The sequence below is a fragment of the Streptomyces sp. NPDC053048 genome (assembly GCF_044547045.1).
GTDB lineage: Bacteria > Actinomycetota > Actinomycetes > Streptomycetales > Streptomycetaceae > Streptomyces.
Genome location: NZ_JBITZS010000009.1, coordinates 370908 through 395573, shown reverse-complemented (window position 1 = coordinate 395573; position 24666 = coordinate 370908). Strand labels below are relative to the sequence as shown.

At 71.9% G+C, this 24666-nt stretch carries 26 protein-coding genes and 1 riboswitch; of the genes, 9 read left to right on the top strand and 17 right to left on the bottom strand.

The features are described from left to right. Positions 1 to 92: 92 nt before the first annotated feature. Both ACIG36_RS25600 and ACIG36_RS25595 read right to left on the bottom strand, forming a co-directional pair. Positions 93 to 1091, bottom strand: a complete 999-nt coding sequence (locus tag ACIG36_RS25600) for an asparaginase (protein ID WP_399932161.1) — start codon at positions 1089 to 1091, stop codon at positions 93 to 95. A gap of 54 nt (positions 1092 to 1145) precedes the next feature. Beyond that, positions 1146 to 1772 (bottom strand): AmfC protein, encoded by a 627-nt coding sequence (locus ACIG36_RS25595; RefSeq protein WP_399932158.1) that lies wholly within the window; start codon positions 1770 to 1772, stop codon positions 1146 to 1148. Positions 1773 to 1925: 153 nt separating this feature from the next. Here ACIG36_RS25595 and dtd point away from each other — a divergent pair, with 153 nt between their 5' ends. Beyond that, complete coding sequence (gene dtd / locus ACIG36_RS25590) at positions 1926 to 2351, top strand: D-aminoacyl-tRNA deacylase (RefSeq protein WP_399932155.1); 426 nt, start codon at positions 1926 to 1928, stop codon at positions 2349 to 2351. Positions 2352 to 2542: 191 nt separating this feature from the next. Here the strand turns inward: dtd and ACIG36_RS25585 are convergent, their stop codons facing one another. The 6 genes from ACIG36_RS25585 to ACIG36_RS25560 all read right to left on the bottom strand — a co-directional run bounded on the left by ACIG36_RS25585 (position 2543) and on the right by ACIG36_RS25560 (position 7691). After that, a complete protein-coding gene (locus ACIG36_RS25585) occupies positions 2543 to 3523 on the bottom strand; it encodes a YgfZ/GcvT domain-containing protein (RefSeq protein WP_399932152.1) in 981 nt (326 codons plus the stop codon). 10 nt (positions 3524 to 3533) lie between these two features. Further along, positions 3534 to 3995 (bottom strand): Fur family transcriptional regulator, encoded by a 462-nt coding sequence (locus tag ACIG36_RS25580; protein WP_399932149.1) that lies wholly within the window; start codon positions 3993 to 3995, stop codon positions 3534 to 3536. Positions 3996 to 4014: 19 nt separating this feature from the next. Beyond that, positions 4015 to 5043 carry an ABC transporter substrate-binding protein gene (locus ACIG36_RS25575; protein WP_399932147.1) on the bottom strand — a complete coding sequence of 343 codons (1029 nt, stop codon included), beginning with the start codon at positions 5041 to 5043 and terminating at the stop codon, positions 4015 to 4017. A 15-nt stretch (positions 5044 to 5058) separates the two neighbouring features. Next, positions 5059 to 5826 carry an ABC transporter ATP-binding protein gene (locus tag ACIG36_RS25570; protein WP_399932144.1) on the bottom strand — a complete coding sequence of 256 codons (768 nt, stop codon included), beginning with the start codon at positions 5824 to 5826 and terminating at the stop codon, positions 5059 to 5061. Beyond that, the gene (locus tag ACIG36_RS25565; RefSeq protein ID WP_399932334.1) at positions 5826 to 6836 is read right to left on the bottom strand and encodes a FecCD family ABC transporter permease; all 1011 of its coding nucleotides are present in this window, start codon (positions 6834 to 6836) and stop codon (positions 5826 to 5828) included. Before ACIG36_RS25565 ends, ACIG36_RS25570 begins: the two co-directional genes overlap by 1 nt. A 151-nt stretch (positions 6837 to 6987) precedes the next feature. Beyond that, a riboswitch (cobalamin riboswitch) is annotated at positions 6988 to 7073 on the bottom strand. A gap of 21 nt (positions 7074 to 7094) precedes the next feature. Beyond that, a complete protein-coding gene (locus tag ACIG36_RS25560) occupies positions 7095 to 7691 on the bottom strand; it encodes an FABP family protein (RefSeq protein WP_399932141.1) in 597 nt (198 codons plus the stop codon). Positions 7692 to 7973: 282 nt separating this feature from the next. Between ACIG36_RS25560 and ACIG36_RS25555 the strand changes: the two genes are divergently transcribed. After that, positions 7974 to 8339 (top strand): DsrE family protein, encoded by a 366-nt coding sequence (locus ACIG36_RS25555; RefSeq protein ID WP_399932139.1) that lies wholly within the window; start codon positions 7974 to 7976, stop codon positions 8337 to 8339. A 36-nt stretch (positions 8340 to 8375) separates the two neighbouring features. Here ACIG36_RS25555 and ACIG36_RS25550 read toward each other — a convergent pair whose 3' ends face one another. The 7 genes from ACIG36_RS25550 to ACIG36_RS25520 form a co-directional block, all read right to left on the bottom strand. Next, complete coding sequence (locus tag ACIG36_RS25550) at positions 8376 to 8633, bottom strand: DUF3099 domain-containing protein (RefSeq protein ID WP_399932136.1); 258 nt, start codon at positions 8631 to 8633, stop codon at positions 8376 to 8378. Between the two features lie 112 nt (positions 8634 to 8745). Further along, positions 8746 to 9036 carry a DUF1416 domain-containing protein gene (locus ACIG36_RS25545; protein ID WP_399932133.1) on the bottom strand — a complete coding sequence of 97 codons (291 nt, stop codon included), beginning with the start codon at positions 9034 to 9036 and terminating at the stop codon, positions 8746 to 8748. A gap of 30 nt (positions 9037 to 9066) precedes the next feature. Then, positions 9067 to 9909, bottom strand: a complete 843-nt coding sequence (locus ACIG36_RS25540; protein ID WP_399932132.1) for a sulfurtransferase — start codon at positions 9907 to 9909, stop codon at positions 9067 to 9069. 147 nt (positions 9910 to 10056) lie between these two features. After that, a complete protein-coding gene (locus ACIG36_RS25535) occupies positions 10057 to 10137 on the bottom strand; it encodes a putative leader peptide (RefSeq protein WP_399932330.1) in 81 nt (26 codons plus the stop codon). 210 nt (positions 10138 to 10347) lie between these two features. After that, complete coding sequence (locus ACIG36_RS25530) at positions 10348 to 11058, bottom strand: DUF2993 domain-containing protein (protein ID WP_399932129.1); 711 nt, start codon at positions 11056 to 11058, stop codon at positions 10348 to 10350. Positions 11059 to 11241: 183 nt separating this feature from the next. Further along, the gene (locus ACIG36_RS25525) at positions 11242 to 12519 is read right to left on the bottom strand and encodes a hypothetical protein (RefSeq protein WP_399932127.1); all 1278 of its coding nucleotides are present in this window, start codon (positions 12517 to 12519) and stop codon (positions 11242 to 11244) included. 10 nt (positions 12520 to 12529) lie between these two features. Beyond that, positions 12530 to 12817, bottom strand: a complete 288-nt coding sequence (locus ACIG36_RS25520) for a MoaD/ThiS family protein (protein WP_399932327.1) — start codon at positions 12815 to 12817, stop codon at positions 12530 to 12532. A gap of 156 nt (positions 12818 to 12973) precedes the next feature. Here ACIG36_RS25520 and ACIG36_RS25515 point away from each other — a divergent pair, with 156 nt between their 5' ends. The 7 genes from ACIG36_RS25515 (at position 12974) to ACIG36_RS25485 (ending at position 22391) form a co-directional block, all read left to right on the top strand. Next, positions 12974 to 14707 carry an ABC transporter ATP-binding protein gene (locus tag ACIG36_RS25515; protein WP_399932124.1) on the top strand — a complete coding sequence of 578 codons (1734 nt, stop codon included), beginning with the start codon at positions 12974 to 12976 and terminating at the stop codon, positions 14705 to 14707. Between the two features lie 101 nt (positions 14708 to 14808). Beyond that, the gene (locus tag ACIG36_RS25510) at positions 14809 to 16719 is read left to right on the top strand and encodes an ABC transporter ATP-binding protein (protein ID WP_399932324.1); all 1911 of its coding nucleotides are present in this window, start codon (positions 14809 to 14811) and stop codon (positions 16717 to 16719) included. A 467-nt stretch (positions 16720 to 17186) separates the two neighbouring features. Then, positions 17187 to 17981, top strand: coding sequence for a response regulator transcription factor (locus ACIG36_RS25505; RefSeq protein WP_399932121.1), 795 nt, complete (start codon positions 17187 to 17189; stop codon positions 17979 to 17981). Positions 17982 to 18005: 24 nt separating this feature from the next. After that, positions 18006 to 19031, top strand: a complete 1026-nt coding sequence (locus tag ACIG36_RS25500; protein WP_399932118.1) for a LacI family DNA-binding transcriptional regulator — start codon at positions 18006 to 18008, stop codon at positions 19029 to 19031. A gap of 106 nt (positions 19032 to 19137) precedes the next feature. Beyond that, entirely contained in the window at positions 19138 to 20118 is a 981-nt protein-coding gene (locus tag ACIG36_RS25495; RefSeq protein ID WP_399932115.1) for a S1C family serine protease, read from the top strand. A 97-nt stretch (positions 20119 to 20215) separates the two neighbouring features. Further along, positions 20216 to 20950 carry a response regulator transcription factor gene (locus ACIG36_RS25490; protein ID WP_399932112.1) on the top strand — a complete coding sequence of 245 codons (735 nt, stop codon included), beginning with the start codon at positions 20216 to 20218 and terminating at the stop codon, positions 20948 to 20950. Between the two features lie 37 nt (positions 20951 to 20987). Beyond that, positions 20988 to 22391, top strand: a complete 1404-nt coding sequence (locus ACIG36_RS25485) for a sensor histidine kinase (RefSeq protein WP_399932110.1) — start codon at positions 20988 to 20990, stop codon at positions 22389 to 22391. Here ACIG36_RS25485 and ACIG36_RS25480 read toward each other — a convergent pair whose 3' ends face one another. Both ACIG36_RS25480 and ACIG36_RS25475 read right to left on the bottom strand, forming a co-directional pair. After that, entirely contained in the window at positions 22392 to 22970 is a 579-nt protein-coding gene (locus ACIG36_RS25480) for a hypothetical protein (RefSeq protein WP_399932107.1), read from the bottom strand. It abuts the gene before it with no gap. 100 nt (positions 22971 to 23070) lie between these two features. Then, positions 23071 to 24438 (bottom strand): DUF2993 domain-containing protein, encoded by a 1368-nt coding sequence (locus ACIG36_RS25475; RefSeq protein WP_399932104.1) that lies wholly within the window; start codon positions 24436 to 24438, stop codon positions 23071 to 23073. Positions 24439 to 24666: the final 228 nt, after the last annotated feature.

Genomic DNA, 24666 nt, shown 5'->3' with positions numbered 1-24666 from the left:
TTCTTACGGTCGTCAGGAGGCCGGTACGCGGCGCACGGCTGCCCTCACGCCGCGCGCGCCCGCCCGCGCGGCGCGCGCGGCCCGTGGCCCGGTCAGAAGGCCGCGCGGATCTCGCCGACCCGCTGTCCGCCGCCCAGCAGCGGCTGCTCGGCGATGCGGGCCAGGACGGGGGCCTCGACGCCCATCATGGCCAGCGCGCGGGCCAGCACCGGGCCCAGCGCCCGCCCGGCACCGTCGTCGATCTTGAAGGCGAGGGCGCGGCCGTCCGGCAGGGCCACGGCCTGGACGGCCTCGGCACCCATCTTCGACAGCACGCCCGGCACCTCGCTCATCAGCCAGGTGTCGGGGCGGCGGGTGCCGGCCACGTACTCGGGGTGGGCGCGCATGGCGTCAGCGACGGCGCGCTCCGGCGTGCCCGGCTCCGCCACGACGAAGCCGCGGAAGGCGCGGGCCAGGCCGGTCAGGGAGAGCGCCATCAGGGGCGCGCCGCAGCCGTCGGTGCCGACGTGGGCGACGGACTCGCCGCTGACCCGCTCCACGACCTCCAGGACCAGCCGCTGCAGCGGGTGCTCGGGGGCGAGGTAGGTCACGGTGTCCCAGCCGTTGACCGCGCAGGCGGCGATCATGGCGGCGTGCTTGCCGGAGCAGTTCATGGTGATCCGGTCGCGTACCTGGCCGGAGGCCAGGTACGACTCCGCCTCGACGGGGTCGAGCGGCAGGTCCGGCGGGGTCTGCAGGCCGTCCTCCGGGAGGCCGAACTCGGCGAGCATCTTGCGGACGAGATCGAGGTGGAACGTTTCCCCGGAGTGGCTCGCGGCCGCCAGCGCCAGCCGCTCCCCGGACAGCTCCAGCCCGGCGCGCAGCACGGCCGCCGCCTGCATCGGCTTGTTGGCCGAGCGCGGGTAGACCGGGGCCGCGGGGTCGCCGAGCGCGAACTCGACGCTGCCGTCGGCCGCCAGCATCACCAGGGAGCCGCGGTGCAGCCCCTCCACGAAGCCCGAGCGGACGACCTCGGCGAGGACCGGGGACGTGCCGCCGGGTATGCCGGAGGCGTCGGCGTTCGCGGGCGATGCGTGGGTCGAGGCGGTCATCGTCGGCCTTCCGGGTGGTGCGAGGACCGGCCCGGTGACCCCGGATGGGGGTGATCAGGAGAGCAGGTCGTCTACTTGTGCTTCTCCTTCACGGTACCTGCGCGCGATCTCGGCACTGCAATCGTCGGCGGTGCGCTGCACCCCCTGACGCCGCAGGGACACCTGGCGCTCGTAGCCCGCCAGACGGGCCATGGCCTCGCGCAGCTCGCCGTCGGTGCGGGCGGCCAGGTCCGACAGCTCGACCTCCGCGAGCATGTCCTCGACCAGGCGCCGGGACTCCTCGCTGTGCGGGGTGCGCAGCGTCACGTGCCGGGCGGAGGAGCGCTGGGGGGAGGGGCCGTCGGAGAGGATCTCCGCCAGCCGGTCGACCAGCAGGCGCTCCACCGTCGGCGACTGGGGCGCCGCACGGCGGGCGAGCTCGGCCCGCAGGATGTCGATGCGGCCCTGCAGGAGCCTGCGCACATAGCTGAGGTCGGCCTCCTCGTGCTGGGCCTCGCGGCGCAGCGCGCGCAGTTCCGCCAGGCTCAGCTCGTTCATCCGGCGCCCGGGGACGTCCGCCAGCCGCCCGGAGCGCTGGGTCGGGGGTCTGGCGTGCAACGGTTCACCTCCGCCTGCGCGGAGCTCCATGGCCGTGCGGTCCGCCGCCGTGAGCATTCGGCCATCCTCGGTGGGTGTGGTCATGCGGTTCCGTCCCCTCGGGCGGTGTGCGGCAGGGTTGCCTCGCCGTTGCCCGCATAAGGCACCGCCTGCACGCATCGTGCCATTCGGTGTGCCCCGGGCGCAGGGTCTCTTCACGCGATGGAACCCGTACGGGCGCAGGGCATCATGGTCCGTATGCGTGCTGTGGTGCAGAGGGTGGACGGGGCGAGCGTCGCCGTGGACGGCCGGGTGGTCGGCGAGATCATCGGCGAGGGCCTGTGCGTGCTGGTGGGGGTGACGCACGAGGACACCCCGGAGAAGGCCGCGCAGCTGGCCCGGAAGCTGTGGTCGCTGCGCGTGCTGAAGGACGAGAAGTCCTGCTCGGACATCGGGGCGCCGCTGCTGGTGATCTCCCAGTTCACCCTCTACGGTGACGCCCGCAAGGGCCGCCGCCCCACGTGGAACGCGGCGGCCCCCGGCCCGGTGGCCGAGCCGCTGGTCGACGAGGTGGCGGCGCGGCTGCGGGCGCTGGGCGCGCACGTGGAGACGGGCCGCTTCGGGGCCGACATGAAGGTGACCTTGACGAACGACGGCCCGTTCACGGTGCTGGTGGAGGTCTGACGGGGGCCTGACCACACGTGCCCACGGACGGGAGGGGCCGGGGTGGGACGGCGGGCCCTGGCAGGGGCGTAAGGGTTATTTGCGGCGACGTTCCGGGTCAGCCCGACGCAGGACAGGGGCCGTAAATAATCCAGCCCCAGAAGGGCCCGCCGTCCCACCCCGGCCCCGCACCACAGCGCCGCAGGCAAACGCTACGGCTCGACCACCGTCTCCTGCGCCGCCGCCGTACCCTCCCCGACCAGCAACTCGGCGTCCGTAGGGACGTTCCGCTTCACCAGCGCCAGCGCAATCGGCCCCAGCTCGTGATGCCGCACAGCCGTCGTCACGAACCCCAGCTGACGCCCCTCCGGCCCGTCGGAAGCCAGCCGCACGGCGTCCCCGTGGGCCGGCAGCGTCACCACGCTGCCGTCCAGGTGCAGGAAGACCAGCCGACGCGGCGGCTTCCCCAGGTTGTGGACGCGCGCGACGGTCTCCTGACCCCGGTAGCAGCCCTTCTGCAGGTGCACGGCCTCGCCGATGAGCCCCAGCTCGTGCGGGATCGTGCGGTGATCGGTCTCCAGACCGACCCGCGGCCGGTGGCCCTCGACGCGCAGCGCCTCGTATGCCAGGACGCCCGCCGCCGGCCCGTGCTCCGCCGCGAACTCCTCCAGCCGCTCACGCGGCAGGAACAGGTCACGGCCGTAGGCCGTCTCCCGCACCACGACACCCTCAGGCGCCTCCACGACCGAGCCGGCCGGCAGGAACACCACCGCCACGTCGTCCGTGCGGTCGGCGACCTCGACCCTGTAGAAGAACTTCATGCTCTCCAGGTACGCGATCAGCTCGCCCTGCGTGCCGGGCTCCACGTGCGCCCAGGTGGTCTCCCCGTCGTCCACCAGGTACAGCGCGTGCTCGATGTGGCCGTGCGGGGAGAGGATCAGCGCCTGCGTGGCCTGCCCCGGCGGCAGCTCGCTGACGTGCTGGGTGAGGAGCAGGTGCAGCCAGCTCAGCCGGTCGGGGCCGGTGACGGTGACGACACCGCGGTGCGAGAGGTCCACGAACCCCGAACCGGACGCGAGCGCGCGCTGCTCGCGGAACAGGTCGCCGTAGTGGGCGGCGACACCTTCGTCCGGGCCCTCGGCGGGGACGGCGCCGGGCAGCGACAGCAGAGGGCTCTTCGTTTGACGCAGCATGCCGACCAGCCTACGGCGCGGCGGGCGGCACCTCACGAGGCGCCTCACGCGGTGCCTTGCCACAGCACCCGGCACACCGGCCGAAGATCGCGAAGTGCTTCATGTCCGTCTCGAAGCCGAAGTCCTCGCGCAGCTTCGCGGTGAAGTCCGCGGCCACCCCCAGATCGGCCTCGATGACGCCGGTGCAGTCGCGGCAGACGAGGTGTATGTGGTGGTGCCGGTCGGCGAGGTGGTACGTCGGCGCACCGTGCCCGAGGTGGGCATGGCTGACCAGCCCCAGCTCCTCCAGCAGCTCCAGCGTGCGGTAGACGGTCGAGATGTTCACCCCGCCCGCGGTCCTGCGGACCTCGGTGAGGATGTCGTCCGGCGTCGCGTGCTCGAGGCGGTCGACCGCCTCCAGCACGAGCTGGCGCTGCGGGGTCAGCCGGTAGCCGCGCTTACGGAGATCGCTCTGCCAGTCGGTGTCCACCACGCTCCCAGTCTAGGCAGCCTCAGCCCTTGCGTACCCCGTTCAGGTATTCGGCGAGCGCGGCGACGGCGGCGGGGTTGCGCGGGCTCTCGACGAGGTCGACGTAGTCCAGCACGAAGACGCGGTCGTTCTTGACGGCGGAGACGTTGGCCAGCGGCGGGTAGGACATCAGGAACTTCTTCTTCTCCTCCGCGCCGACGTTGCCGTAGTTGTTGATGACGATCACCTCGGGGTCGCGTTCGACGACGCTCTCCCAGCCGACCGTGACCCAGGAGTCCTTGAGGTCCTTCATGACGTGGTCGCCGCCGGCCTTGGTGATGATGTCGTGCGGCCCGGCGAACGCGCCCGCCGTCAGGGGCTTGTCCTTGCCGTCGTCGTAGAGGAAGACCCGCGGCGCACTTCCGTCCCTGGGAACGCTCGCCTGGGCGTCGGCGACCTTCTTCTTGAAGTCGGCGATCAGCCGCCGCGCCCGGTCCTCGACGTCGAAGATCTTCCCCAGCGTCTCCAGGTCGGTGTAGAGCGCCTCCAGCGGCGGCATCACGCCGCGCGAGGTGCCGGTGCTGCTGTTGTGGCAGGACTCGGTGAGGACGTACGAGCCGACGCCCAGCTTCTTGAGCGCGTCGGGGGTGAAGCCGTTGCCCTCGCCGAAGCCGTAGCTCCAGCCCGCGAAGACCAGGTCGGCCTTCGCGTCCAGGACCAGCTCCTTATTGATCTCCTTCTTCGACAGCCACTTCACCTTGTCGTAGCCGCTCTTCCAGGGTGCCGCGCCCTTGTCGTCCCGGCTGGTGCGGTAGTCGGGCGCCACATAGCCGGCCATGTGGTCCTCCAGGCCGAGCGCGAACATGATCTCGGCGATGCCGACGTCGTTGGTCACGACCCGGCGCGGGGCCTTGTCGTACGTCGTCTTCACGCCGCAGTTCTCGATCGTCACCGGGTAGTGGCCACCGGAGGCCTTGCCCTGTTTGTCGTCGGGAGCGTCCGAAACCTTCGCGCCGCAGCTCGTGAGAGTGACGGCGGCCAGCAGGGCGAGCGTGATGCGTGCGGTGCGCATGGGGCGGAGGTGTCCTCAGGTCAGTCGGTCGAAGAGCAGCTGCGGTGCGCCGGAGGCCGGGTGCGGCACGCGGTGCGCCCGTACGCCGAAGACCTCGGCCAGCAGCTCGGCGGTCAGCACGGAGTGCGGCGGGCCGGAGGCGACGATGCGGCCGCCGGCGATGACGTACAGGGCGTCGCAGTGGGTGGCGGCGAGGTTGAGGTCGTGCAGCGCGGCCAGCACCGTCAGCCCCGACTCGCGCACCAGCGACAGCACCTCGAGCTGCTGGGCGATGTCCAGGTGGTTCGTCGGCTCGTCCAGCACGAGCACCCGCGGCTGCTGCGCCAGGGCGCGGGCGATCAGCACGCGCTGCTTCTCGCCGCCGGACAGCCGCAGGAAGCCGCGCCCGGCCAGATGGGCGGCACCCACGCGCCGCAGCGCCTCCGCGCACACCTCGAGGTCCTCCGCCGTGACCCGCCCGGCCGCGCTCTGGTGGGGCAGCCGGCCCATGGCCACGACCTCGTCGACCGTGAAGTCGAACTCGCCGGCCGACTCCTGCGGCAGCGCCGCCAGCCGCCGCGCCCCCTCGCGGGCGGTCAGCGCGTGCAGGTCGTCACCGTCCAGCAGCACCCGCCCTGCGGCCGGCCGCAGCGCCCGGTAGACGCAGCGCAGCAGCGTCGACTTGCCGCTGCCGTTGGGCCCGACCAGCCCGACGAACTGCCCGCTGCCGGCCCGCAGCGCGATGTCCTCCACCAGCCGGGCGCCCGCGATGTCGACCGACAGGTCCTCGACGTCGACCCGCATCACGAACCTCCGAAGACGTAGCCGCGCCGCCGCATCAGCAGCACGAAACAGGGCACGCCGATGAGCGCGGTGATCACACCGACCGGCAGCTCCACCGGCGCCAGCAGCAGCCGGGAGACGACGTCGACCCACAGCAGCAGCACCGCGCCCAGCAGCGGTGCCACGGCCAGCACCCGGCGGTGGTCGGCGCCGACGAGCATGCGGGTGACGTGCGGGACCATCAGCCCGACGAAGCCGATCGCGCCGCTGACGGCGACCACGGCCCCGGTGACGGCGGCCGTGACGACGAACAGCACCCGGCGCAGCCGCTCCGCGTCCACGCCCAGCGCGGCGGCCGTCTCGTCGCCCATGGCCAGCGCGTTCAGGCTGCGCGCCGACCACAGCAGATGCCCGAGGCCCGCCAGGACGACCACCGCGGCGATGGGCAGGGACGACCAGGTGGCGCCGCCCAGGCTGCCGAGCAGCCACATCATCGCCGAGCGGGCCGCCTCGCCCCGGTCGGCGCTGAAGACCATGAGGGTGGTGATGGCGGAGAAGCCGTAGTACATGGCGCTGCCGGTCAGCACCAGCCGCAGCGGCGTCAGCCCGTGCGGGGTGCGGGCCGCCGCGTACACCAGGGCCATGGCGGCGAGCGCGGAGGCGAAGGCGGCGCTGGACAGGGCCCACACGCCGAGCGAGCCGAGCGCCCCGAAGAGCAGCACGGCGTTGGCGCCGACGGCGGCGCCGGAGGAGATGCCGAGGGTGAAGGGGTCGGCGAGGGCGTTGCGGACCATGGCCTGGGCGCCCACGCCGATGGCGGACAGCCCCGAGCCGACGACGGCGGCCAGCAGGGCGCGCGGGAAGCGCAGCTCCCACACGATGGTGTACGCGGAGACCTCGTCCGGCGCGATGGATCCGCCGGTCAGCCCGGCCCGCAGATAGCGCAGCGTCTCGCCCCAGCCGATGCCGGAGGAGCCCAGGGCCGTGCAGCACAGCAGCGAGACGAGGAGGGCGCCGAGGAGGGCCGCCATGAGCGGCGGCAGCGGCAGCCGGCGGGGTGGCGCGGTGACGCCGGGCGGCGGGCCCGGCTTGCGGTGGGCCAGGGCCGGGGTGTCTGTCGACACGGGGTGGGAGGTCCTCTCGCAGTCCACGGCGAGTTGTGCAGGAACAGTCCACGGCCGCGGGCGATCGGGCTCGTGGGCCGGGCCCCTAAGGGCACGGCCCACCTACCGTTGCGGGTCAGCGCCGGGATTCGACCGGACTTCCCCCGCGGGGCGGAAACGAGGTGCTTACGGGTTGTACGGCGTGCCGTCCTGGCGGAAGAAGGAGACGCCGTCCGGCAGGTCCTCGGGCAGGCTCTCGGCCCACTCCTGCAGGCTCTGCTGGGTGGCGACCTTCTTCAGGTGCGCGGACATGTACGGGCGCAGCGGCACCTCGGGGGTCGCCTTCTCGCCGACCCACATCAGGTCGCCCTTGACGTAGCCGTACAGGCGCTTGCCGCCGGAGTACGGGCCGGAGGCCTCGGTGCGGGCGACGGCGTCGGTGGCCAGGTCGATCTGCGGCTTCTGGTCGGCGAGCTCGCCGTACCAGACCTCGGCGACGCCGGAGTGGCGCGTCATGACGACCTCGACCTTGCGGTCCTTGTCGATGCGCCAGAAGCCGGACTCGGTCTCCAGCGGGCGGACCATCTTGCCCTCGCCGTCGAGCACCCAGGTGTGCGAGGTGTACTCGAGGAAGTCACGGCCGTCGTGGGAGAAGGTGACCTCCTGCCCGAAGTTGCACTTCTCCTCGCCGGGGAAGTCCGCGACGCCCGCGCCCTCCCACTTGCCGAGGAGGAAGACCAGGGGCACGAGGTCGGGGTGAAGGTCGGACGGAATCTCGATCATGAGCTCAGGCGATCTCTAGAGGGTGCGTGCGGAAGGGAGGGGTCAGCGCTGGCCCTGGTACAGCTTCTTCCAGGTCAGGCCCGCGAAGGCGACGACGCCGACGGCGACCAGGACCAGCAGGGTGGTGAAGACTGCCTCAAGCACGAGCGCGCTCCTCGGTCGGAGAGTGGTGGTTATGGACCGGCTCGAGTCTAGTCGGCCGTCCCGCGAACGGCTGTGTGAGGTGGATCGTCCTTCCGGCCATCAGTGCTTCCGGAGCGACCGTGCTTCTAGAGTGACCGTATGACCAAGAAGCTCGTGATCAAGGTGACGGCGGGGGCCGACGCTCCCGAGCGCTGCTCGCAGGCGTTCACGGTGGCGGCGGTGGCCGCGGCCAGCGGCGTCGAGGTGTCGCTGTGGCTGACCGGCGAGTCGTCGTGGTTCGCGCTGCCGGGACGGGCGGCGGAGTTCGAGCTGCCGCACGCGGCGCCGCTGCCGGATCTGATCGACGGGATCAGGGCCGGGGGCGGCATGATCACGCTGTGCACGCAGTGCGCGGCGCGCCGCGGCATCGAGGAGAAGGACCTGATCGAGGGCGCGCGCATCGCCGGTGCGCAGGTCTTCGTCAGCGAGGCCATGGCCGACGGCGTGCAGGCGCTCGTCTACTAGCGCCGCTACCAGCACCGCCGGGCACCGCTGGCACCGCTAGTACCGCCGTTTGCCGTCGAGCTCGTCCCACCACTCGTCCGACTTCGGGTCTCCCGACGGATCGTCCCACCAGCGGTCGTCGGGGCCCCGCCGGTTGGCGACGACGGCGGCGACGGGCGGGATGAGCATGGCGAACAGGCACATGCCGACGGCCGCCGGGACGGACCACAGGCGCACCACGGCCCAGGCCAGGACGAACAGGCCGATGCAGGTGCCCATCATGGCGAAGTACAGGTGTCGTCGCCGCTCGTACACACCTTCACGGTACGTCGCCTCGGCGGGCAGCGCGAAGGGCCGTACCCCTCCTGCAAGGCGTCCAACCCCGGGGTACGGCCCTCCGGCCGTCTTGCGTGTCCGACGCGTGGCGTCAGAAGGCGATGGCGACTTCCGCCAGCGCGCCCTTCTCGGCGAGCACGACCGTGCGGTCGGCCGTGGCGCCCGGCACCAGGGCCCGGACCGTCCACGTGCCCTCGGCGGCGTAGAAGCGGAACTGGCCGGTGGCGGACGTGGGCACCTCGGCGGTGAACTCGCCGGTCGAGTCCAGCAGCCGGACGTAGCCGGTGACGGGCTCGCCGTCGCGGGTCACCGAGCCCTGGATGGTGGTCTCACCGGGTTTGGCGGACGAGGCGTCGGGGCCGCCTGCCTTTGCTCCACACATGAGCGTTCCTTACCTGTCGCGTTCGGGTGGTCAGTTGGCGCCGAGCTCGATCGGCACGCCGACGAGGGAGCCGTACTCGGTCCAGGAGCCGTCGTAGTTGCGGACGTTGGACTGGCCGAGCAGCTCGTGCAGGACGAACCAGGTGTGCGCAGAGCGCTCGCCGATGCGGCAGTAGGCGATGGTGTCCTTGGCCAGGTCCACGCCGGCGCCCTCGTAGAGCGCCTTGAGCTCGTCGTCCGTCTTGAACGTGCCGTCGTCGTTGGCCGCCTTGGACCAGGGGATGTTGCGGGCGGTCGGCACGTGGCCGGGGCGCTGCGACTGCTCCTGCGGCAGGTGGGCCGGGGCGAGCAGCTTGCCGCTGAACTCGTCGGGGGAGCGGACGTCGACGAGGTTGAGGGTGCCGATGGCGGCCACGACGTCGTCGCGGAAGGCGCGGATCGAGGCGTCCTGCGGCTGGGCCCGGTACTCGGTGCGGGGCCGCTGGGGGACCTCGGCGACCAGGTCGCGGGAGTCGAGCTCCCACTTCTTGCGGCCGCCGTCGAGCAGCCGCACGTCCTGGTGGCCGTAGAGCTTGAAGTACCAGTAGGCGTAGGACGCGAACCAGTTGTTGTTGCCGCCGTAGAGGACGACCGTGTCGTCGTTGGCGATGCCCTTCTCCGACAGCAGCTTCTCGAAGCCGGCCTGGTCGACGAAGTCGCGGCGGACCGGGTCCTGCAGGTCGGTCTTCCAGTCGATGCGGACGGCGGTCTTGATGTGGTTCTTGTCGTACGCGGACGTGTCCTCGTCGACCTCGACGATGACGGTCTTCGGGTCGCCTGCGTCGATGCGGGCCTGGACCCAGTCGGCGTCCACCAGGACGTCACTGCGGCTCATGCTGTTCTCCTCCGGGGCAGTTGCGGGGTGTGCGCCAGCGTGTGCGGGTGCGCGGCGTGCGGATGCGCGGCGCCGCGCAGCGGGTGGAGCGGTGATGCGGGGAGGCGGCCGGAACGGCCGGAGGGAAACCGGAAGAGCGGCTTCCCGTCAGACACGGCGACAGAGCATGGCGGAGACGCGGCACAGGTCTACTGCCCGCCGCTTGGTGAGATCCGCCTGTCGCTTCATGAGGTGGATCGTAGGGAGGGGGGACGGGCCCTGTCACCAGGGCGCCGAATAATGAGACGGAAGATTCCGTATGTTGGTACGACGGTCCGTCAGGAGCTGCCTGGAGGGGCCGCCGTGGGCCCGCGCGGCCCGGGATCCGACCGTATGGACTGGTGTGCGGACGCGACCGTCTCGAGGCGTGGGACCACGTCCCGGCAACCGGGCCGGGACTCAGCCGGCCAGGTTGACGTCCGAGCCGGTCAGCGTGATGTCCACACCGGTGGGGGTCGTGACGACCTTGTCGAGCTTGATGCCCTTGGGCAGGCCCGTGATCTGCCGGTCGAAGTCGGTCTTGGCGCGGACCGCCTGCTCCACCCCCGGGATGCCCTGCGCCGGGATCTCGTCGGCCCGCACCCGGATGGTGTTGCCGTCGACCACGGTCACCGTGGAGATCACGCTGCGCGTGACCGGCTGGCCCATCACCGAGGCCGTGCCCGTGACCTTCACCTGGCTGCGCCCCGACGTGTCCTTGCCGCCGTAGGCGACGCTGACGCCGGGGTCGGCGGTGGCCTTGGTGAGGTCCTCGTAGGAGATGTGGGCCGTGCCGGTGGCCCGGCCGGCGACGGCGGAGGTGAAGCTGCTGTCGATGCGGACGGCGTGCAGCTGGGCGTCGAAGCCGCTCACCTTGATCGAGCGGTCGCCCGTGTTGGCCGTGATGCCGCCGTCGAGCTTGATGTCGACCTCCTCGAGCTCGGAGCCCGCGACCTGGGTGAGGAAGGGGAAGCCCTTGATGGAGACCTCGGGGGTGCCGGACAGACCCTGGCTGCTGCGTATCTTCTCGGCCGCCTCGTTCTCGGCGTACCAGACCGCCGCGCGGTCCGCGGCCACGAACAGGCCGCCCAGGATCACGGCGAATATCAGAGTTATCCGTAGCGCGCGCATCGGCTGTCGGTCCCCCACTTGAAGAGATCGGGCAGGCCCGGTCCGGCCCGTTCCGGGACAGGCCGTACCGGCCTGTCCCGCGAGCCTAACCGGGCCGGTCGGACAAACGCCGGGTCGGTCACGTAACCGATCCGTAACCGTTCCGGCGAGCGCCGATCAGTATCGATCACGCGGGGCGATCTGTCAGCCGAGCGCCCTGCCCAGCACATAGACCGCCGGCGCGGCCAGCGCCAGCGGCAGGGCGACGCCCGCCGTCATGTGCACGAACCGGGACGGGTAGTCGTAGCTCGCCACCCGCAGCCCGACCAGGGCGCAGGCCCCGGCCGCCAGGCCCAGCAGCGCACCCGTCGTGCCCATGCTGGTCCCCTGACCGGCCGCGATGCCGGCGCCCGCGGCCGCCACCAGGGCGATCACCGGCGAGGCCAGGGACGGCAGCGGCAGCGACCGCGCCAGGACGGCCGCGGCCACTCCCGCCGCGCCCACGACCACCGCGTCGGAGTCCGCCGCGAGGTGACCGGCCGCGACGACCGCGAGGGCTGCCGAGGCGGTGGCGGCCGTCAGCCCGTACAGCCGCTCGTCGGGCGAGGCGTGGCTGCGCAGCTGGAGGACGATCACCAGCAGAATCCATACGCCGAGCGTGCCGAGCAGGACGGTGGGCGCCTTGGCCGCGTCCGTGGCCAGCAGGGCGATGTCCGCCACCACACCGCCCAGGAACGCCAGGGCGATGCCCTGCCGGGCGGGCCACATGCCGTTCAGCCGGAACCAGCCGGCCGCCGTCACCGCCTGCAGCAGCACCACCGGCACGGCCAGCGCGGCCTCCGCCAGCGGCGCGGTCGCGGCGAGCAGCGCCGCGAGGACGGACGTGATCAGCGCCGGCCGGAAGCCGGGCGAGAGGATCTGCGGCCGGCCCTCGGCCCTGGCCTTCTCGGCGGCGGTCAGCGGCCGTTCGGCGACGGGCGCGGGCCCGTCGTCCAGCTCCGGGTGCGAGGGGTGCGACAGGGGCGCCGCGGACCCGGGCATCCCCGCCACCGGCATCGGCTCGGCCACGGGGGCGTGGCCGGAGGCCGCGTCGTACGCCTGCTGTTCCGGGCGGCCCCAGGAGGCGGCGCCGGTGCCGGCGGCCGCGTCCGTGCCGCCGGTCCACGGCGATCCGTACGAGGGCTCGGCGGCGGGCGCGGGCTCCTGCCAGGACCGGGCGTCCCAGGACTGGGTCTGCCAGGTCTGCGTCTGCGGGTCCTCGTGCGGCTGGTAGCCCTGCTGAGGCGTCGGCCACGCGGGCGTGCCCGACGCCGGCGACTGCGCCTGGCCCTGCGCGTCGTACGGGTAGTCGTACGCCCCGGAGGCCTGCCGGCCGTCGGCCTGCTGGTCGTAGGAGCCGTAGGAGCCGGAGGAGTCGTAGGGCGGGTACTGGTGGTGCGGCTCGTACGGCTCGTACGGACCGCGGTGGTGCTGGTCGCTCATGCTGGCGGGGTCACCCTCCTGCGAAGGGCGGGAGCACCTCGACCGTGCCGCCCTCGGCCAGTTGGACGGTCGAGTGGTCGCGTGTGCCGACGGGATCGCCGTCCACGAGGAACGAGCAGCGCGAGAGCACCCGCGCGAACTCCGGTGCGTCCTCGTGGCGTCGCCGGGCCGCGGTCAGTGCGTCCGCGAGCGTCCGCGCCGCGTACGGCTCCTCGGCGGTGCCGGCGGCGGCCTTGGCCGCGGCCCAGTACCGGATGGTGCCGGCCGGCGGTTCCGGCGGCCCCGGCTGCGCCGGCAACCGCGCCGGTCGTGCCGTGTGTGTCGTCGCCACGGCGACCCCTTCCGTTCTTTCCGGCGTCCTGCCGACCTCCATGATGACGGGTGACGGACGGGGCATGGTCCCCAGCCGGTAAAGGAGGGGCCGTGCGGAGGGGTGCTCGCATAGGCTGCCTGTGTGTTGGTACGACTTCTCCGGGCGTATATGCGGCCCTACTCCGGAGCGATCGCGTTGATCGTCCTGCTGCAGCTCGTGCAGACGCTCGCGACGCTCTACCTGCCCACCCTGAACGCGGACATCATCGACAAAGGCGTCGTCAAGGGCGACACCGGCTACATCCTGGGCACCGGCGGGCTGATGCTCGCGGTGACCCTGGCGCAGATCGTCTGCGCCGTCGGCGCCGTCTACTACGGCGCCCGCACCGCCATGGCCGTCGGCCGTGACCTGCGCGGCGAGGTCTTCGACCGCGTGCAGTCCTTCTCCGCGCGGGAGATGGGGCACTTCGGCGCCCCCTCGCTGATCACGCGCACCACCAATGACGTCCAGCAGGTCCAGATGCTGGTGCTGATGGCGTTCACGCTGATGGTCTCGGCGCCCATCATGTGCGTCGGCGGCATCGTGCTGGCCCTCGGCCAGGACGTGCCGCTCTCGGCGCTGCTGCTGGTCATCGTGCCCGTACTGGGCGCCATAGTGAGCGTGATCATCTGGCGGATGCGGCCGGTCTTCCGGGGCGTCCAGGAGCGCATCGACGTCGTCAACCGGGTGCTGCGCGAGCAGATCACGGGCATTCGCGTCATTCGCGCGTTCGTGAAGGACACCCATGAGCGGAAACGATTCCGTGCCGCCAACGACGACCTGATGGACGTGTCCCTGCGGGCCGGCCGGCTGATGTCGACGATGTTCCCGTCCGTGATGCTGGTGGTGAACGTCTCCTCCGTCGCCGTCGTGTGGTTCGGCGGCCACCGCATCGACGACGGCGGCATGCAGATCGGCGCGCTGACCGCGTTCCTCGCCTATCTGATGCAGATCCTGATGGCCATCATGATGGCCACCTTCATGTTCATGATGGTGCCCCGCGCGGAGGTGTGCGCCGAGCGCATCCAGGAGGTCCTGACCACCGACTCCAGCGTGGTCCCGCCCGTCGCGCCCGTCACCGCGCTGCGCCGGCGCGGCCATCTGGAGCTCAGCGGGGTGGAGTTCCGCTACCCGGGTGCCGAGGAGCCGGTCCTCAAGGACGTCTCCCTCGTCGCGCGGCCCGGCGAGATCACGGCCGTCATCGGCTCCACGGGCAGCGGCAAGTCGACGCTCCTGGGCCTGATCCCGCGCCTGTTCGACGCCACCGCCGGCACGGTCCGGGTGGACGGCGAGGACGTGCGCGACCTGGACCAGGCGCTGATGGCCGAGGCCGTGGGGCTCGTCCCGCAGAAGCCGTACCTCTTCTCCGGGACCGTCGCCTCCAACCTGCGCTACGGGCGCCCCGACGCCACCGACGAGGAACTGTGGCAGGCGCTGGAGACCGCGCAGGCGCGCGAGTTCGTCGAGGCGATGGACGGCGGTCTGGACGCGCCCGTCGCGCAGGGCGGCTCCAACGTCTCGGGCGGCCAGCGCCAGCGCCTGGCCATCGCGCGGGCCCTGGTCCGCAGGCCCGGCATCTACCTTTTCGACGACTCCTTCTCCGCCCTGGACTACGCCACCGACGCCCGGCTGCGGGCCGCGCTGGCCCGGGAGACGGGGAACGCGACGGTCCTGATCGTCGCGCAGCGGGTATCGACCATCCGCGACGCCGACCGCATCGTGGTCCTCGACGCGGGCCGCGTGGTCGGCACGGGCACCCACACCGAACTGATGGGGACGAACGAGACCTACCGGGAGATCGTGCTCTCCCAGCTGACCGAGGAGGAAGCGGCGTGACGTCCCCCGACAAGCCGGGCGACAAGCCGGGCGGCAAACCGGGCGAGACCGCCGGGCAGCAGCGCAGAGGGCCGGCCCCGGCGACCGGCATCGCGCGCTTCATGGGCGGCCAGCCCACCGAGAAGTCCATGGACTTCTCCGGCTCGGCCCGCAGACTGCTGGCACAGCTGAGGCCGGAGCGGGTCGCGATCTACGTCGCGCTGTTCCTGGGCGTGGGCGCCATCGCGTTCACCGTCGCGGCGCCCAAGATCCTCGGCCATGCCACCGACCTGATCTTCTCCGGCGTCGTCGGCGGGGGCATGGACTCCGGACCGACGAAGGCCGAGGTCCTCGAGCGGATGCGGCAGCAGGGCGACGGAAAGATCGCCGACCTGCTCTCCGGCGTCGACTTCACACCCGGACAGGGCATCGACTTCGACACGGTCGGCATGGTGCTGCTGTGGGTGCTGCTGCTCTACGTGGGCGTATCGCTGTGCATGTTCGTCCAGGCCCGCATCGCCACCAACGTCGTCCAGCGCGCCGTCTTCCGGATGCGCGAGGAGGTCGAGGAGAAGCTGGGCCGGCTGCCGCTGAGCTACTTCGACAAGCAGCAGCGCGGCGAGGTCCTCTCCCGCGCCACCAATGACATCGACAACATTGCCCAGACCCTGCAGCAGACCCTCAGCCAGATCATGTCCTCCCTGCTGACGATCGTCGGCGTGCTGGCCATGATGTTCTGGATCTCCTGGCTGCTGGCGCTGGTCGCGCTGATCACCGTGCCGGTGTCGGTCGTGGTGGCGACGAAGATCGGCAAGCGGGCGCAGCCGCAGTTCGTCGCGCAGTGGAAGTCCACGGGCAAGCTCAACGCCCACATCGAGGAGATGTACACCGGCCACTCGCTGGTGAAGGTCTTCGGCCGCCAGAAGGAGTCCGCCGAGACCTTCCGCCAGGAGAACGAGGAGCTGTACGCCGCCGGCTTCAAGGCGCAGTTCATCTCCGGCGTCATCCAGCCCGCGATGATGTTCATCGGCAACCTCAACTACGTGCTGGTCGCCGTGGTCGGCGGCCTGCGGGTGGCGAGCGGCTCGCTGTCGATCGGTGACGTGCAGGCGTTCGTGCAGTACTCGCGCCAGTTCAGCCAGCCGCTGACACAGGTGGCGTCCATGGCCAACCTGGTGCAGTCCGGCGTCGCCTCGGCCGAGCGCGTCTTCGAGCTGCTGGACGCCGAGGAGCAGTCGCCGGACGCCACCGACGCGGTCGTGCCCGGCCGGGTGCGCGGCGAGGTGGCCTTCGAGAAGGTCTCCTTCCGCTACGAGACGGACCGGCCGCTGATCGAGGACCTGTCCCTGACCGTGCGGCCGGGCCAGACGGTCGCCATCGTCGGCCCCACGGGCGCGGGCAAGACCACGCTGGTCAACCTGCTCATGCGGTTCTACGAGGTGGGCGGCGGCCGCATCACGCTGGACGGCGCCGACATCGCCGCCATGCCGCGCGAGGAGCTGCGCGCCCGCATCGGCATGGTGCTGCAGGACACCTGGCTCTTCGGCGGCACGATCGCGGAGAACATCGCGTACGGGGCGCCCGGGGACGTCCCGATGGACAGGATCGTCGAGGCGGCGCGCGCCACCCACGTCGACCGCTTCGTGCGCACCCTGCCCGACGGCTACGACACGGTCATAGACGAGGAGGGCTCGAACGTCAGCGTGGGCGAGAAGCAGCTGATCACCATCGCCCGCGCGTTCCTCGCCGAGCCGGCGATCCTGGTGCTGGACGAGGCGACCAGCTCGGTCGACACCCGCACCGAGGTGCTGATCCAGCAGGCGATGGGCCGGCTGCGGGCGGGGCGGACGAGCTTCGTGATCGCGCACCGGCTGTCCACGATCCGGGACGCGGATGTGATTCTCGTGATGGAGGCGGGGCGGATCGTGGAGCAGGGCACGCACGAGGCGCTCCTGGCGTCGCGGGGGGCATACGCGCGTTTGTACGAGGCGCAGTTTGCGCAGGCGGTTGTCGAGGAGGCGCCGGCGTCGTAGCGGGCGGGGGCCGGGGGCCGGGGGCCGGGTGCGGGCCGGTGGTCGGTTTGTGCCCACCCGTTCCGCCCTGCGGAACGACTGCCCACAAACCGGTGGCGGGGCGACTGCCCGCAGACCGGCCCCCCGGGCGCCCGCGCACCTGGTCCGGTGCCCCCTGGCGCGGGAGACTGGCGTCAAGGGGGTACCGTGCCGGCCACTCGAAGGTGATCGACGAAACACAAGGTCGTGCAAAATCGTCCGCACCCCGGAAAGTCAGGTGGGTTATTCTGCTGGGCAGAGAGGATCCGGGCAGAGTAGCCCCCGGGTCCTTTTGTGCATTCGGACGACGAGCAGTGCCCCAACCGTCCTCGCAGGGACCGAGGAGGAACCGACGTAATGGGCGAGCGAAGCGCACGACGAGAGACCGAGGGCCGGCGACGGCCCACGACGACCGGACGGCTCACGATGACCGAGGCGGGTGGCGGCCGATGAGTTCCCTGCTGCTCCTGACCAACGCCCTGCAGCCGTCGACCGAGGTGCTGCCCGCTCTCGGGCTGCTGCTGCACAGCGTGCGTGTGGCGCCCGCCGAGGGCCCGGCGCTCGTGGAGACCCCCGGCGCCGACGTCATACTGATCGACGGCCGCCGTGACCTGCCCCACGTCCGCAGCCTGTGCCAGCTCCTGCGCTCCACCGGCCCCGGCTGTCCGCTGCTGCTGGTGGTCACCGAGGGCGGTCTGGCCGCCGTGACCGCCGACTGGGGCGTCGACGACGTCCTGCTCGACACGGCGGGCCCGGCCGAGGTCGAGGCCCGGCTCCGGCTGGCGATGGGCCGCCAGCAGATCACCATGGACGACAGCCCCATGGAGATCCGCAGCGGTGATCTCTCGGTCGACGAGGCGACGTACAGCGCCAAGCTCAAGGGCCGGGTCCTGGACCTGACCTTCAAGGAGTTCGAGCTGCTGAAGTACCTCGCCCAGCACCCGGGCCGGGTCTTCACCCGCGCCCAGCTGCTGCAGGAGGTCTGGGGCTACGACTACTTCGGCGGCACCCGCACGGTCGACGTCCACGTCCGCCGGCTGCGCGCCAAGCTCGGCCCCGAGCACGAGTCGCTGATCGGCACCGTCCGCAACGTCGGCTACCGCTTCGTCGTGCCCGAGAAGACGCCGGAGAAGGCGTCGGAGAAGCAGGACGGGAAGAAGCCGGAGGCGGCGGAGAGCGCCGACCGCCCGGCGCGGAAGCCGCAGGCCGTCGAAGCCGAGGCCGTACGCCCGGTGAAACGGTAGGTGGACCCGCGTAGACTGCCGCGCGTGGCCAAGGTGACGCGGGACGATGTGGCGAGGCTTGCGGGGACGTCGACCGCGGTCGTCAGCTACGTCATCAACAATGGACCGCGCCCGGTGGCACCGGCGACGCGGGAACGGGTACTGGCGGCGATCAAGGAGCTGGGCTACCGGCCCGACCGGGTCGCGCAGGCGATGGCGTCCCGACGGACGGACCTCATAGGCCTGATCGTCCCGGACGCGCGCCAGCCCTTCTTCGCGGAGATGGCGCACGCGGTCGAGCAGGCGGCCGCCGAGCGCGGGAAGATGGTCCTCGTCGGGAACTCCGACTACCTCGACGAGCGCGAAGTGCACTACCTGCGCGCCTTCTTGGGCATGCGGGTCTCGGGCCTGATCCTGATCAGCCAGGGACCGAGCGAGACGGCGGCGATGGAGATCGACGCCTGGGACGCGCGCGTGGTCCTGATGCACCGCAGGCCCGACGCCATCGACGACGTGGCCGTGGTGACGGACGACGTCGGCGGCGCCCAGCTCGCCACCCGCCACCTGCTGGAGCACGGCCACCCCTACGTCGCCTGCCTCGGCGGCACCGAGGTGACGCCCACCGTGGGCGACCCCGTCACCGACCACGTCGAGGGCTGGCGCCGGGCGATGCGGGAGGCCGGCAGGTCCATCGAGGGCCGGCTCTTCCCGGCCCCGTACAACCGCTACGACGCGTACAAGGTCGCCCTGGAGCTGCTGTCCGGCCCGAACCGCCCGCCGGCCCTGATGTGCGCCACCGACGACCAGGCCATCGGCGTCCTGCGCGCCGCCCGTGAGCTGCGCATCGACGTGCCGGGCGAGCTGGCGGTCGCGGCGTTCGACGACGTGAAGGAAGCCGCGCTGACCGACCCGCCGCTGACGACGGTGGCCTCGGACCGCAAGGCGATGGCCCGCTCGGCCGTGGACCTGGTCCTGGACGACGGGCTGCGGGTGGCGGGCTCCAGGCGGGAGCGGCTGAAGCAGTTCCCGTCGAGGCTGGTCGTCCGCAGGTCGTGCGGCTGCGGCGGCTGACGTTCGACCCTGTTTTACATGGGTTTACGCGGGACGAACACGCTTCTGCCCACGTTTTCAGCGCGCACTCAGACTGTTCTCATGAACACGGAGCACAGTCATAGACATGACGGAAACCCCTGACGCGCACCCGCAGCAGCACCAGTACCCGGCACCTCCGGCGTACGCACCGTACGCCCAGTTCGCGGAGCCCGGCCCGGCGCACCGCGCCCCCCGGGCGCCGCGCCGCCCGGGGGTCCTGCTGGCGGCCTGCGCGCTCGTCGCCGCCGTGGCCGGTGGCGGCTCCGCCGCCCTGGTCGGCGAGCTGACCGGCGGCTCGAACGACGGCGGCCGGTCCACCCCCGTGCAGAACGTCTCCGCCAAGGGCAGCGGGGTCGCGGCTGTGGCGGCCGCCGTCAGCCCCAGCATCGTGGAGATCAAGGCCGCCACCGGCTCGGGCCAGTCCACCGGCTCCGGTGTGATCGTCACCGGTGACGGCGAGGTCGTCACCAACAACCACGTCGTCGCCGGGGCCGACACCGTCCAGATCACCCTCAGCGACGGCACCACCAAGACCGCCAAGGTCACCGGCACCGACCCGGGCAAGGACCTGGCCCTCGTCAAGATCCAGGGGGCCAAGAACCTCAAGGCCGCCAAGCTCGGCGACTCCGGCAAGCTCAAGGTCGGCGAGCAGGTCGTCGCCATCGGCTCGCCCGAGGGCCTGACCGGCACCGTCACCAGCGGCATCGTCTCTGCCCTCAACCGCGACGTGACCGTCTCCAAGGAGGAGGGCCGCGGCGGGCAGCAGCGCGGCGTCCCGCAGTGGCCGTTCGAGTTCGGCGGCAACCAGTACAACGGCGACACGGGCTCGTCCAAGACCACGTACAAGGCCATCCAGACCGACGCCTCGCTCAACCCCGGCAACTCCGGCGGCGCGCTGATCAACATGAGCGGCGAGATCGTCGGCATCAACTCGGCCATGTACGCCTCCGGCTCGGGCAGCGGATCGACCGACTCGGCCGGCAGCGTCGGGCTGGGCTTCGCCATCCCCGTCAACACCGTCAAGGCCGACCTGGCGAAGCTGCGCGCGGGCGGCAGCGCCGACTGAGCCGGTGTCCCCACTGCCCGCCGCACCGCCGCACCGCCATGGACGTGCGACGCTGGCAGCGTCCGCCACCCCGACGCACACCCACGAGGTACCGCAGATGAGCCCCGCCGAGCACGGCGACCAGCCCGCCCGCATCCTGATCGTGGACGACGAGCCCGCCGTCCGCGAGGCGCTGCGCCGCAGCCTGGCCTTCGAGGGGTACGCCACCGAGCTGGCCGTCGACGGCCTCGACGCGCTCGAGAAGGTGACGGCCTGCGACCCGGAGCTGATCGTGCTGGACGTGCTGATGCCCCGCATGGACGGCCTCACGGCCGCCCGGCGGCTGCGCGCCTCCGGGGTGCGGGTGCCGATCCTGATGCTGACCGCGCGCGACACGGTGGGGGACCGGGTGACCGGGCTCGACGCCGGGGCGGACGACTACCTCGTCAAACCGTTCGAGCTGGACGAGCTGCTGGCCCGCATCCGCGCGCTGCTGCGCCGCAGCTCCTACGCGGCACCGGCCGCCACGGCCGCCGACGCGCAGCTGCTCTCGTACGCCGACCTGCGCATGGACCTGGCGACGCGCGAGGTGACGCGCGGCGGGCGCCGGGTGGAGCTGACGCGCACCGAGTTCACGCTGCTGGAGCTGTTCATGGCGCATCCCCGGCAGGTGCTGACGAGGGAACAGATCCTGAAATCGGTGTGGGGGTTCGAGTTCGAGCCCTCGTCCAATTCCCTGGACGTGTACGTGATGTACCTCCGCCGAAAGACGGAGGCGGGCGGGGAGCCGAGGCTGGTGCACACGGTGCGCGGGGTGGGGTACGTCCTGCGAGCCGACGGTGCGGCCGAATGATCAGGAGATTCCGGCCTTTGACCAGGAGATTCCGGCGTTGATCAGGAGATTCCGGCGGCTGCCGCTGCGCTCGCGGCTGGCGCTGCTGACCGCGGCCGCCGTCGCCGTCGCGGTCGCCGTCGCGGCCGTCGCGTGCTGGCTGGTGACCCGGCAGGAGCTCGAGCACCAGCGGGACACGACGCTGACGAGCGTGCGGGCCGACGACGCCACGGTCAAGGGACTGCTGCGCAACTGCGGCACCGCCCCCACCGGCCCGTCCGCGCTGTTCCGGCCGTACACGGTGCAGATCATCACGGGTGAGGGCTTCATCTGCAGCACGGTCGGCAAGTCGCCGATCGGGGTCGGGCCGGAGGACCTGCTCGTCGCCCAGCGGCAGCGGGAGCAGGCGCTGCACGACGCGCGGGCGGAGGACGGTACGCCGATGCGGGTGGCGACGTCCCCCGGCCCGGTGCCCGGAACCGCCGTCTCCATCGCGCAGCCGCTGAGCGAGATCGACAGGCCGCTGAACGCCCTGGCGATCGTGCTGGCGGCGGTGGCCGGATTCGGGGTCCTGGGCGCGGCCACCGCCGGACTGTGGGTGGCACGGGCGGCGCTCAAGCCCGTCGACCGGCTCACGGGGGCGGTCGAGCACATCGCCCGCACCGAGGACCTGGCCGTCCGCATCCCCGTGGAGGGGGAGGACGAGATCGCCCGGCTGTCGGCGTCCTTCAACGCCATGACGGCCGCCCTCGCCTCCTCGCGGGACCGGCAGCAGCAACTGATCGCGGACGCGGGCCACGAACTGCGGACGCCGCTGACGTCGCTGCGGACGAACATCGACCTGCTGGTGCGCAGCGAGGAGACCGGCCGGGCGATCCCGCCGGAGGACCGCCGGGAGCTGCTGGCGAGCGTCAGGGCGCAGATGGCGGAGCTGGCGGCGCTCATCGGGGACCTGCAGGAGCTCTCCCGCCCGGACGGGCCCACCGGTGGCGGCCCGCTGCAGGTGGTCGCCTTCCACGAGGCGGCCGGACGGGCGGTGGGCCGGGCCCGGCTGCGGGCCGCCGGAGCGGGCCTGTCGATCGACGCGGAGATCGAGCCCTGGTACGTACGGGCCGAGCCGGCCGCCCTGGAGCGGGCGGTGGTCAACCTGCTCGACAACGCGGTGAAGTTCAGCCCTCGGGGTGGTGTGATCGAGGTGCGTCTGGTGAAGGGCGAACTGACCGTCCGCGACCACGGGCCGGGCATTCCGGCCGACGAACTCCCGCACGTCTTCGACCGCTTCTGGCGTTCGCCCTCGGCCCGCAGCCAGCCCGGCAGCGGGCTGGGCCTGTCGATCGTCGCCCATACGGTCCGGCAGGCGGGCGGCGAGGTGTCCCTGGCCCCGGCCGGGGGCGGCGGGACGATCGCCTCGGTCCGGCTGCCGGGGGCGGCGACGGAGCCGCCACGGCTGGAGCCGCGCTAGTCATGTGTGGGGAAGGACGAAGTTGAACCCGGCGGCGTTGTGCTCGGCCCCGGCCGGGCAGCGGCCCTTCGCCGGATACCCCCAGAAGAACAGGCCGTAGCACTTGGTGCAGAAGCGCCAGTAGGCCTGGGCGTACGGGGTCTCGACGACGTCGTGCGGCAGGACGAAGTTGAACCCGGCCGCACTGTGGGAGCCGCCGAGCGGGCACCAGCCGCCGGACGGGTAGCCGAAGTAGAACATGCCGTAGCAGCGCACGCAGAACCGCCAGTTGGCCTGCGCGTGCGCGTGCTCGGGGACGTCGTGCGGGAGGTCGAAGTTGTAGCCCGCCTGGGTGTGGGCGCCTCCGGCCGGGCAGACGCCGTCCTGCGGATAGCCGTAGTAGAACATCCCGTAGCACTTGGTGCAGAAGCGCCACTGCTGCTGGCCCAGCGCGCCGGCGCCGGCCGGCCTGCCGGGAGCCGGGGAGGCGTGGGCCTCGGCGGCCGTGACGACGACGGCGCCCGCCGTCAGGCCCAGCGCGGTGGCCAGGAAGGTTCTTCGGCCCGTCGGCCCCGGTGCCGGTGTTCTCGGTGCATCCATGACGCCCGTCCTCACCTCGGCGATACGACATGCGGCGATACGAAATGCTCAGATGGTCGGGGCGGGGGTTTGCGGGCGTCAAGGCGGAATTCGGGCCCCGTCAGAGCTTCTTCCCGACCGGGAGGCCGGTGGCCGTCAGCTCCACCCGGATGCCGTCGCGCTGGACCGTCACCTTGCGCAGGTGCAGGTCCTCGGCCTGCTTGGGGAGACGGAAGGAGAGGGCGAGGCGGTCGGCCAGGGCCGGGGGCTGGAGGTGGGTGAGGGCGGTGATCAGCTGGGGGTCGATGCCGAGCTTCCGCAGGAGCCACGGGTTGTCGAGGACGAGGTCGACGAGGTTGATCCGCGTCAGCTTCTCGACGAACCGGGGCGCGCCCGTGATCTCGTGCAGCCGCTCCTCGCTGCGCAGGGCGAGCGCCACCTCGTCCTCGGTCACCCCGAGCCGTTCGGCGATGGCCGGTACGGACAGCAGCGCCTTGACCCGGGCGACGTCACGGCTGATGCGCTCGGCGGCCTCGGGGTGGAGGGTGAGGCTTCTGCCGTCGCCCTCGCCCTTGTCGGATCCGGAGGCGGACGGGCCGGGGCGGTAGGTGGCGACGCGCGGGATGTCCAGGCTCATGTCGCCGATCTCGGTGGAGATCGCCCGGTCGCCGTCGCGGCGCAGCCGCGCCTGTGCCCGCAGGACCAGTTCCTGTCCGGCGACCGACAGCCGTCCCTTGGCGCCGATGGCGTTGCCGCCGAGGTCGCTGAATTTGACCTGTGAGGCGCCGAGTTCGCGGTTCATGTCGTCGAAGGCGAGGAGCACGCTGCCGTCGAGGCGGCCGACGACCGCGCCCCGGATGTCGGCGGGCAGGCTGCCGGTGAGCCGGATGTCCTCGGCACTGGCGCGCACCTTGGCGAGCGAGACGCGGTCGGCGGCCACGTCGGGGACGGTGACGTCCACCTGCCGCAGCCGCTTGGTGAGCACCTGGGTGAGGAAGGGGAAGCCGTGGATGTCGACCTGGGGCTCGGCCTCCAGGTGCAGCGCCTGCTGCAGCTTCTGCTGGGCCTTCTTCTCCGCGTACATCACCGCGCAGCGGTCGGCCAGGACGAGGAAGGCGGTGCCGAAGAGGAGCGCGAGGAGGAACTTGGTGGCCCGGCGGTACGTACGCAGCGGGCTGGGCGGCCGTCGGCGGCTCCGGCGGGTGGTGCGGCGGCGGGTGACGCGGGGGCCCGGGGTCTTGGCGGGGCGGCGACGGTGGCGGCTGCGACCGCGGCGACGGTGGCGGTGGCCGTGGTCGTCGGGCGTCGGCCACGACGCCGTCTCGTCGTCACCGCTCGGGAGTTCCGGCGACAGCTGCGGCGGGAGTTCCGGTGAGAACTCCGGTAAGAGGGGCGGCTCGGCGGGTTCCGCGTACTCCTGGGCGGTCGGTGACGAGGCGTCGTCATAGGGGTCGGCGGGTCGGGCGGATATGCCGGTGGGGGTCCGCATCGCTCCATCCCAACACGCCGGATGCCCCCGAACGCAAGGGCTACCGCCGGTACTCACAGATTATTTGCACTCATTCGAACGTAAGTGTTAGCACTATTACGCGCAAAAGACGGGTCGGTTTTCGGCCGTTGCGCCGGGGTTTTTCGCCTTGGCCGAACAGGCCCTCTAGCGTGACCCTCATGGCACGCGCTCGGGGGAGTCGCGACGATCACGCGACATGTGCGGTAG